At 57.4% G+C, this 9,369-nt stretch carries 8 protein-coding genes and 1 pseudogene; 8 read left to right on the top strand and 1 reads right to left on the bottom strand.

Features of this window, described 5'->3' with window-relative positions; translation table 11 throughout:
- Positions 1 to 280: pseudogene (locus ACWI8T_RS06530) on the bottom strand (hypothetical protein); the annotation flags it as partial.
- Positions 281 to 776: 496 nt separating this feature from the next.
- On the opposite strand from ACWI8T_RS06530, the gene ACWI8T_RS06525 reads away from it, so the two are divergent.
- The 8 genes from ACWI8T_RS06525 to ACWI8T_RS06490 all read left to right on the top strand — a co-directional run bounded on the left by ACWI8T_RS06525 (position 777) and on the right by ACWI8T_RS06490 (position 9,275).
- On the top strand, positions 777 to 1,532 hold the full coding sequence (locus tag ACWI8T_RS06525) for an Ltp family lipoprotein (protein ID WP_449138356.1): 756 nt from the start codon (positions 777 to 779) through the stop codon (positions 1,530 to 1,532).
- 138 nt (positions 1,533 to 1,670) lie between these two features.
- Positions 1,671 to 2,093 carry an XRE family transcriptional regulator gene (locus ACWI8T_RS06520; RefSeq protein WP_418950141.1) on the top strand — a complete coding sequence of 141 codons (423 nt, stop codon included), beginning with the start codon at positions 1,671 to 1,673 and terminating at the stop codon, positions 2,091 to 2,093.
- A 57-nt stretch (positions 2,094 to 2,150) separates the two neighbouring features.
- Positions 2,151 to 3,692, top strand: coding sequence for a protein kinase domain-containing protein (locus ACWI8T_RS06515; RefSeq protein WP_449138355.1), 1,542 nt, complete (start codon positions 2,151 to 2,153; stop codon positions 3,690 to 3,692).
- Between the two features lie 139 nt (positions 3,693 to 3,831).
- Positions 3,832 to 4,257 (top strand): FKBP-type peptidyl-prolyl cis-trans isomerase, encoded by a 426-nt coding sequence (locus ACWI8T_RS06510; protein WP_114616289.1) that lies wholly within the window; start codon positions 3,832 to 3,834, stop codon positions 4,255 to 4,257.
- A gap of 238 nt (positions 4,258 to 4,495) precedes the next feature.
- Positions 4,496 to 5,176: a fructose-6-phosphate aldolase gene (fsa, locus tag ACWI8T_RS06505; RefSeq protein WP_123219193.1), complete on the top strand. Its 681-nt coding sequence runs from the start codon at positions 4,496 to 4,498 to the stop codon at positions 5,174 to 5,176.
- Entirely contained in the window at positions 5,173 to 7,416 is a 2,244-nt protein-coding gene (rho, locus tag ACWI8T_RS06500) for a transcription termination factor Rho (RefSeq protein WP_449138354.1), read from the top strand. The genes fsa and rho overlap by 4 nt, the downstream gene beginning before the upstream one ends.
- A 218-nt stretch (positions 7,417 to 7,634) precedes the next feature.
- Positions 7,635 to 8,987, top strand: a complete 1,353-nt coding sequence (locus ACWI8T_RS06495; RefSeq protein WP_449138353.1) for a DHA2 family efflux MFS transporter permease subunit — start codon at positions 7,635 to 7,637, stop codon at positions 8,985 to 8,987.
- Between the two features lie 69 nt (positions 8,988 to 9,056).
- The gene (locus tag ACWI8T_RS06490) at positions 9,057 to 9,275 is read left to right on the top strand and encodes an acyl carrier protein (RefSeq protein ID WP_288169186.1); all 219 of its coding nucleotides are present in this window, start codon (positions 9,057 to 9,059) and stop codon (positions 9,273 to 9,275) included.
- Positions 9,276 to 9,369 lie beyond the last annotated feature (94 nt).

The raw sequence follows: 9,369 nt of genomic DNA, 5'->3' as shown, positions 1-9,369 counted from the left end.
CCGAATCGATGGTGTAGTCAAAGCCGTCGAGGTACGACTTCACGAGCGTCTTGCTGTCGATGCCCATCGACTCGAGCATGGCGAATTCGCTGCCGGCCTCGGAGAGAATTTCGTCCAAGGTGGCGTCGTCGAGGTTCTTGATGGGGTCGAGTTCGCTTGCGATGCCTTCTTTGATGACTTCCTCGTCAGTGGGCCCGCTTGAGCAGGCAACGAGGCCCAGGCAAGCGGCCATTGCGCACGCAATAAGCGTCGCGAGTGCGCCAGTCTTCAATTTTTTCATAATTCCCTCCATGATTTAGGGCGCTGAAATGCGCCTTTCCCGTTAGGGGAAATGGTATCAAGGAAGTACATATTTTGGGAGGTCGTGAGGGCGTTTCGCGGATAATCGGCTCTTGTGGGGGGCAAGCGGTGCGCAGAATGCTTTGTTGTATGCGCTGGTCTGTCGCACGCCTTCGCGGTTTTGGCTCGAGCGCCGCGATGTTTTGCGGTGGATGCGGTGCGTCGGCATGCTCCGTAGGGGGGGAGCGCCGCGAGAGCGACTGGAAAGGGGCCAAGCGCCCGGGCACTCCGAATTTGCGTGGAGGAATGCGGCGGGCACTTGGCATGCAATAAACCGTATCACTGTTTTTCGAAAATCTGTTGCGCAACAATTTTGCAATATCAGAACACAACTTTCATTAGCTGGCAGCAAATGTTTTTGAATGCGGAAACCCTTAGCATGATTCCTGGTTTTGTTCTCGAAATAAACCATGCATTTTAATGGGAAGGAATCAGAAATGGAAAACACGCAGTACCAGCCCCAGGCTCCGCAGCCGGCGCCCGAAACCGCAATGCCGAAGACGGCGATGGGCATTACGTCTCTTGCGCTCGGTGTTATCGCGATTGTCTCGTCGTGGATGCCTATCGTGAATAACCTTTCTGCGCTGCTTGCGTTGCTGGGCGGTATTTTCGGAGTGGTTGGCGTTATCGCCGTCATCCGTGGCAAGAAATCGGGCAAGGTCTTGGCCATTGTCGGGCTTGTTCTGAATGTGGTTGCGCTTGTCGTGGTTTTGGCGACGCAGAGCATGTATTCGGCGGCGATTGACGACGCAACGAACGGTTCTGCCGCGACGAGCGCGAGTGCGTCAAGTGGAGCTCCGTCTGCAAGCGAAACAAGCTCGGCGGCGTCCGATGTTTCGGTGGCGGAATCGAGCCAGCAGGCGGCCCCGCAACAGCCCGCCGAAGCTGAGGTTCCTCGGGAATATAAATCTGCCTTGGCGAAGGCGAAGAGCTATTCCGACACGATGCATATGTCGAAGCAGGGCATCTATGATCAACTGACGAGCGAATACGGCGAGCAGTTCTCTGCCGAGGCGGCGCAATATGCGATTGACAACGTGGTTGCCGACTGGAACGCAAATGCTCTTGAAAAGGCGAAGTCGTACGAGGAAATGATGAACATGTCGCCGGCCGCGATTCATGACCAGCTCACTTCCGAATACGGCGAGAAATTCACCGAAGAAGAAGCCGACTACGCAATCGCGAACATGTAGTCGGACGCATTTACGCAGGGTACAATTGTGGGCAATTTTGCATTTACCTACGGGGAGCCAGCGCGCGAATGGCTGAACGATGAACCGGCCGCACGCGCGCAGGCCCGCGCCCGTCGACGGAAACGAAGGAAATATCGCGTGAAGGAACCGCTTACCGAAGAGCTGCTGTGCGAATTGCTCGAAAGTCCCAGCCCGGAACAGTTTACGAGCACGCATAATTTGCAGGCACCGACATTGTCCGAATATCTGCAATGGCTGCTCGCCAATCACGGTTTGGTTCGTTCGAAAGTGATTCGCGAAGCTGGCCTTAACGAAACGTTCGGTTGGCAGATTTTCAAGGGTGAGCGTGGATGCGGACGAGATAAGGCGCTCGCGCTCGCGTTCGCCATGAATCTCGATTTGCGCGAGACGAATCGCTTGTTGCAGGCGGCGGGGCAAAGTGCCCTCTACTGCAAAGATCGACGCGATGCGATTATCATTTTCTGCATAGAAAAGGGCCTCACGCTGCGGCGCACCGATGAGGAATTGTACCGTTTCGGCGAGCAGACCATTTGCCAATAGCGGCGCACTCGCGATGCCGCCGATGCGGCAGGCGATATTGTCTGTTAGTATTGCCGCATGGCTTTTCTGTCTCACAACACATGCGAAAGCGAATTGATCGAGAGCCCGCGCCGCGCGTCGGGCTCTTGTGGCGTATGCCGTGGTTTCGCAATTGCTGCCCGTGGGTGCGCCGCTGGCGGCGATGATACCGCTTGCGGCGAAAGGGGATGTGCCGCGAGCGATGAATGCGATGAAATCTCCCATGAGCTGGCTGCCCAGCTTGAGGCGATGCGCCGCCAAGACTGCTATGTCGTCGACGAGGTCCTGAAGGAATCTTCGACCGAAATTACCGAGCGCGTGCATTTCGAGGGCGTGAATGGCGCCTCGCAAGGCCCTTTCGTTCGAAAGCGCATTGAACGCTCATCGGGCCTCGGAGGTGCGTATGAGCGTATTTTCGCTGCTCAGCAGGCAGGGAGGCGTTTCCGATACATTCCTCGCATATACGATTGCGCGATTATCGGTGACGAAATCGTGGTTGTCATGGAGTACGTGTTCGGCGAAACGCTCGAGGATGTCGTTCGCCGATGCGCGCCTTCGATGGCGTTGGCGGCCGATGTGTTTCCTCGTGTGTGCGATGCGGTGTGCGAGCTGCATGAACGATTTGACCCGCCCATCGTGCATCGCGATTTGAAGCCAGGAAACATCATGCTGTCGAGTGAATCTCTGACGATTATCGACTTCGGGATATCGCGCACGTGCATGCAGGGAGCGCAAACCGACACGACGCATTTCGGCACGCGCGCCTATGCGCCGCCCGAGCAATTCGGTTTTGCCCAAACGACGGTGCGATCCGATGTGTATGCCCTTGGGCTGCTTCTCTATTTTTGCCTGGTCGGCAACGTGCCCGATGCCACGTTGCGCGAACGTAATTTCAAGATAGACGGCGTCCCTGAGGCGATGAGGCGTGTGATTGCGAAAGCGGCGGCATTCGATCCGAAGAATCGCTACAAGGGCGTTCGCGAGTTGAAAGCCGCATTCAAGCTCGCTTTGCATGAAGCGAGCTTCATGCAAACGGGCTGCATGAGCGCAAACGGCAGCTGGGACGACCGAGCGGGACGGAACTTCGGACCGCAAGGCGGCTGCGCATCGGCCGAAATGGCGACAGGGGTGAGCGCATCTGCTTCGGGATATGCGACCGGGGTCGCTTGTGGTTCCGATGCGCCTGGCACCAACTGGGCGCCAGAAATGCACGGGCATTCAAAAAGAACGCCATCGCAGTTCATTCCGCAAGGGTTGGGCGTCGCGTGGAACGTGGTGCTCACAATCGTGTATCTCTTTTTCATGGCGATAGCCTTTACGAGCCCGTTCAACCCGGGTGTTGAGGGAATCGAAGGGCTGCCGATGTGGTTCGTCCTTCTTGAATACTGGTTCATGCTGGGCACCATGTTCACAGCGACCGCCTATACGCTTCTTGATCGCCGCAGATTGCAAGTGCGGTTCCCTGTGATGGCGCGGTTGAACTGGTGGCAAACGATTCTCGCGGCTGTGGTGGCCTCGCTTGTTGCCATCGTGGTTACCATGCTTGTTGGATGGCAATATACGCAGCCGATTGCGGCGTAGGCTGCCCAGTGCGCGCCGTCGTCCACCTTCGTGGTTCTGTATCGATTTGCGATGGCTGGTATATTGCGTCGAAATAACGAAGCCAATCGGGTATAGTGAGCGGCATGCATCTTTCAATACAAAGAGAGGACGTGCTCCCATGAGCAACGAAGGCAAAAAGGTCAAGGCCCACTACCGCGGCACGCTCGACGACGGCACGCAGTTCGACTGCAGCTACGATCGCAACGAACCCATCGAGTTCACCTGCATGGCCGGTCAGATGATTCCCGGCTTCGATGCTGCCGTGAAGGATATGGCCGTTGGCGAGAAGAAAACGGTGAAAATCCCCGCTGCCGATGCCTATGGCGAATATAACCCGCAGGCCGTTCAGGAAGTTCCTGTTTCGCAGGTCCCCAACGCCGATCAGCTGCCCGTTGGCCAGACGGTGTACTTCCAAGGCCCCATGGGCCCCTTCCCGGCGAAGGTCGTTTCGGTCGACAGCGAGAAGTGCGTGTTCGATATGAACCACGAGCTCGCCGGCAAAGACCTCACGTTCGAGATTGAGCTTGTCGAGGTCGCCGAATAGCGAACATTTACGTTTGGAAATGCTTGAAAGGGTCGCCATGGGCGACCCTTTTTGCGGCGTTGTTTCTTTTTCACTGCTTTTCAGCGTCTTCTTCTGTACGACGTGGTATTATCGGCCCGTTCTCAGAAATCTATCCCATTTTCCATAGAACTCAATTCTCGCGTGCCTTTCCGCGCAATCAATCGTGTATAGGCCCCTGCCAAAAGGTTCGGGCATTCCTGCATATAAAGGAGGAAAAGTGAAGTTCTTTCTCGACACCGCCGATCTCGACGAGATCAAAGAAGCTGCGAGCTGGGGCGCCCTCGCTGGCGTAACCACCAATCCTACGCTGTACTCGCGCATCGGTGGCAAGCTTGACGACTTCCACAACCACATCGCGCGCATCTGCGAAATCGTCGACGGCCCCGTGAGCGCCGAGAGCGTTGCCATGACGCGCGACGAAATCGTGCGCGACGGCCGCGAGCTGGCCGCCATCGCTCCCAACGTCGTGGTGAAGATCCCCACGATGGTCGAGGGCCTGGCCGCATGCCGCACGCTCGCCGACGAGGGCATTCGCGTGAACATGACGCTGTGCTTCACCGTTCCTCAGGCTATTTTGGCTGCCCGCGCTGGCGCTCGCTACATCTCACCGTTCGTAGGCCGTTTCGACGATATCTCTGAAGACGGCCTCTCCCAGCTGGAAAACGTCGTGACCGCTATCAACAACTACGATTACAGCGAGAACACCGTCAACCATGAGCAGGTCGAGATTATCGCCGCTTCCATTCGCAGCGCGAACCATGTGACGCAGGCTGCCCTGATGGGCGCCGATATCGCTACCGTTCCCTTCAATGTTCTGAAGAAAATGATTCAGCATCCGCTTACCGACCGCGGTCTCGAGTCCTTCTTGAAGGACTGGGAGAAGGTCGCTAACGCATGATCGCTGACGAGATGATCACCGAGCTGGCCGCCGCACCCGCGGCGGCCCCCGCGGCCGCGCCTGCGTCCGATGGTGCCGCGAGCGAAGCTGCGCCGAAGAAGCCCAGCGCTCGTCGCGCGAAAAAAGCCGATGAAGCGACTTCCGAATCTGCCGAACCTGCCGCCGAAGCTCCCAAGAAGCGTCGCGGCCGTCCTCGCAAGGCCGATTCCGAGGCCTCTTCCGCCGTGGCTGCGCCTGCGGTAGATGCTGCGACCGAAACTTCAGCCGAAAAGCCGACCGCAAAGCCCAAGCGCACGACGCGCCGCACGAAGTCGGCTGCTTCTGCCGATAAGGCTGTAGACGAAGCCGTGGCCGAAAAGCCCGCGCGCCGCACGCGTCGCAAAGCGAGTGTTTCTGCCTCCGAGGGCGAAGAGGGCGTCCAATCCGATAAGAAAGATCAGGCCGAAGAGGCTCCCAAGACGCGCAAGCGTCCAGGCCGCTCAACGAAGCTTCGCGCCGCCGTCGAGGCCTCTGAAAAAGAGGCTGCGCACAGCGATGATTCCCGTAATGATGAGCGTGAGAATACTGCTTCAGAGCGCGATGCTTCCGACGAATCTGGCGCAGAAGAGCGCACCGAGCGTCGTCGCGCAGCTCGTCCCCGCAAATCCGTGCAAATCGACACCTCCTCCAATGACGATTCCGCTGCCGAGGGCGGCGCATCCTCCAACGAGGGCGAGTCGAAGGCCGATGGCAATGCTCAGCGCTATCAGAAGCGTGATCGCGGCCAGCGCGCGGAGCGTAATGATCGCCAAAACAAGGGCGAACGCGATTCGCGCAACGGTCGAGATAATCGCAGTGATCGCAATGGCAAAAATCAGCGCGACAATCGCGATTCGCGCAACGGACGCAACGATCGCAACGATCGTCATAATCGCCGCGACCGCAACAATCGCCGCGATCAATATGCTCCGAAAACCAATATCGATGACCTGTCTGCCCTTCGTGTAGCGGAGCTGCGTGAAAAGGCCGCTGAATTCGAAATCGAAATCACGGCCGGCATGAAGAAGGCCGAGCTCGTCGATAAGGTGTTCGAGGCAAGCGTGCGTGCTGAAGGCTTTATCGAAGTCACCGGCATTCTCGACATCATGCAAGACGGCTACGGATTCTTGCGCACGAAGGGGTATTTGCCTAGCGAGCAGGACGTGTATATTGGCACGTCGGTTATTCGCCGCAACAATTTGCGCAAGGGCGATATGGTGAAGGGCCAAACGCGCCCCGCCCGCGAAAATGAGAAGTACGCCGCGCTCCAAACGGTCATCTCGGTTAACGGCATCGCTCCCGAAGAGCAGGGCCGTCGTGTGAAATTCGCCGACCTTACGCCGATTTTCCCCGATGAGCCGCTCACTATGGAGCATGGTCATTCCACGATTACCGCCCGCGTGATCGACTTGGTTTCGCCTATCGGCAAGGGTCAGCGCGGCCTTATCGTGTCGCCTCCGAAGGCCGGTAAAACCACGGTGCTCAAAGATATCGCCGCCGCTATTACGGCGAACAACCCGAGCGTGCACCTGATGTGCCTGCTCGTCGACGAGCGACCCGAGGAAGTAACCGATATGCAGCGTTCCATTGCTGGCGAGGTTATCGCGTCCACGTTCGATATGCCGACCGAAGACCACATCCAAGTTTCCGAGCTCGTCATCGAGCGTGCGAAACGCCTGGTGGAAATGGGGCAAGACGTCGTTATTTTGCTTGACAGCCTCACGCGTCTCGCACGTGCCTACAACTTGGCAACGCCCGCGAGCGGCCGTATTCTGTCGGGTGGCGTTGACTCTACGGCACTTTACCCGCCGAAGCGATTCCTTGGTGCAGCCCGCAACATCGAAGGCGGCGGCAGCCTCACCATTTTGGCTTCCGCTCTTATTGAGACGGGTTCGAAGATGGACGAGGTCATTTTCGAGGAGTTCAAGGGCACGGGCAATATGGAACTCAAGCTTGACCGCTCGTTGGCCGATCGACGCATTTTCCCGGCAATCGACCCGATTGCAAGCGGCACGCGTCGCGAAGATTTGTTGCTTGACCCCCAGGAGGCTCCGGTCATTTGGGCGGTTCGTCGCATTCTCGCGAATATGAATAATACCGAGCGTGCCATGGATATGCTCATCAAGTCGCTCAAGCAGACCGACGACAATAAAGAGTTCCTCATGCGCACGGCGAAGAAGGGCCAAGGCGTCACTACCTCAAGGGATACGACGCTTATGTAGCCCGAGGTTTTGCCGTTAGGAAGCGCACGAGCGGCGGATGATGCGATTTTCTGCCGTCGCTCCGGGTGGCCCGACACGAAATCGTCGCAGCGCGAATCCGCGGGAGGCGATTGCGTGCGTCGCTTCTTAATTCGGAGCGTGCGCGTAATGTTTTAAATGAGGTATCATTTACGAACCGTCCTTCGGGGCGGTTTTTTTACATGCGTGGAAGGAATACCGTGCGAGAGAACGAGCATCGACAGACTATCGTATTGTTCGCGTTGGTGGTGTTGGCATCTTCGGTGGGGAATTTGGCCCAAACCGGACTGAACGCCATGCTTTCTTCGATATGCGCCGAGTTCGGTATCGCTGAGGGGGTGGGGCAGTGGCTCACGACGTCGTATATGCTCGTACTGGGCATCGTCGTGCCTCTGTCTTCGTATTTCATGGGCCGATTCCGTCTTAAAGATCTCACGCTTATTGCCATCGCGTTGTTCGCCATGGGCGCGCTCGTCTCTGCGGTTGCCCCGAGTTTCGCAGTGCTGTTTTTGGGTCGCTTGGCGCAGGCTGTTGCGGCGGGCATGCTCTTGCCGCTCGTGCAGACTATCGCCATGACGCGCTTTCCCGATGGGCGCAAAGCAACCGCTATGGGCATTTCAGGCATTGCTATGGGGTTTGCGCCGAATATCGGCCCCACGATTGGTGGCGCGATGGTCGAGAGCCTTGGCTGGCGAAGCTTCTTTTGGCTGCTTGTCGCACTGACCGTTGTTGTTGGAATCGCTTGCCAGTTTGCCGTGAAGCGCCGTGACGATGCTTCGTATCCTGCGGGCTTCGATGTGCTTTCTTTCGCGCTTTCCGCGCTTGGTTTCGGTGGCCTGCTCGTGGCCGCATCGGAGGCATCGTCGTTCTCGCTTTTCCATCCGCTCGTTTGGGCTCCACTGGCAGTGGGCGCAGCGTGTTTGTTTGCGTTCGCGAAACGCCAGCGCTCTTTGAAAAACCCGCTGGTCGATTTGGGTATTTTCGAAAACAAGGAATTCGTGTACGGCTTCTGGGCGCTTAATTGCTTGTTCGCTTCTTTTATGGGAATCACCTTGCTTGTGCCTTTGTATATCGAAGGTTTGTGCGGGGGAACTGCCATGCAAGCCGGATTGGTGCTGTTGCCGGGCACTGTTGCGGCGCTTATTGGAAATCCGCTTGCGGGTGCGCTTGTTGACAAAATTGGAGCGAGGCCCGTGGCGCTTTTTTTCGGCGTATGCCTTGTTGCGGGGTCATGTCTCATGATCTCGTGCGATGCCTCCACTCCATTGTGGGTGGTTTGCGCCATGCAAGGCGTGCGTTCGACGGGCGTTTCGGGGCTTATTGGTCCGCTTATCGCGTGGAGCTTATCGGGGCTCCGCGGTCGCCAGATTTCCGACGGCTCGGGTTTTGGCACGGCCGCACGTCAAGCATGCGCCTCGATTGGCTGCGCCGGCATGGTGTTCTTCGCTTGTGGCGGCGCATTGACGGGCGAGGTGGCCTTCCATGCCGCATTCGGGCTTTCCGCCGCTTTCTCCCTTGCCTGCTTCGCGATTATCGCCCTGCGCGTAAAATAAGCGAAAGAGCGCTACAATAAGCGACGCATGACATGTTTTGTGATATTGGACGACATCGAGAGGACGAACATGGCCACGCTCGACACCATTAAAGACATTCTTCAGGAAAACCTCGACATCGCGCCCGAAAACGTCGATGAGGATTCGACCTTCGAATCGCTCGGCGTCGATTCGCTCGACATGGTCGAGCTCATTTGCGAGCTCGAAGAGCGCTTGGACGTTGACTTCGGCGAACCCGAAGGCCTCGAGACCATGAGCGATCTCGTGGAATACGTGGACAACCTGTAATTCCAAGCAACTTTGCGACGAAGACCCAGCTCGTTAGGCTGGGTCTTTCAGTTTTGTGTTCGAAATATGGTTGGCGTACGCCGTTTGACGTACG

This window comes from Slackia sp. (genome assembly GCF_977041755.1).
The sequence above is the reverse complement of the archived record's forward strand: the minus strand, read 5'-3'. Positions and strand labels throughout refer to the sequence as shown.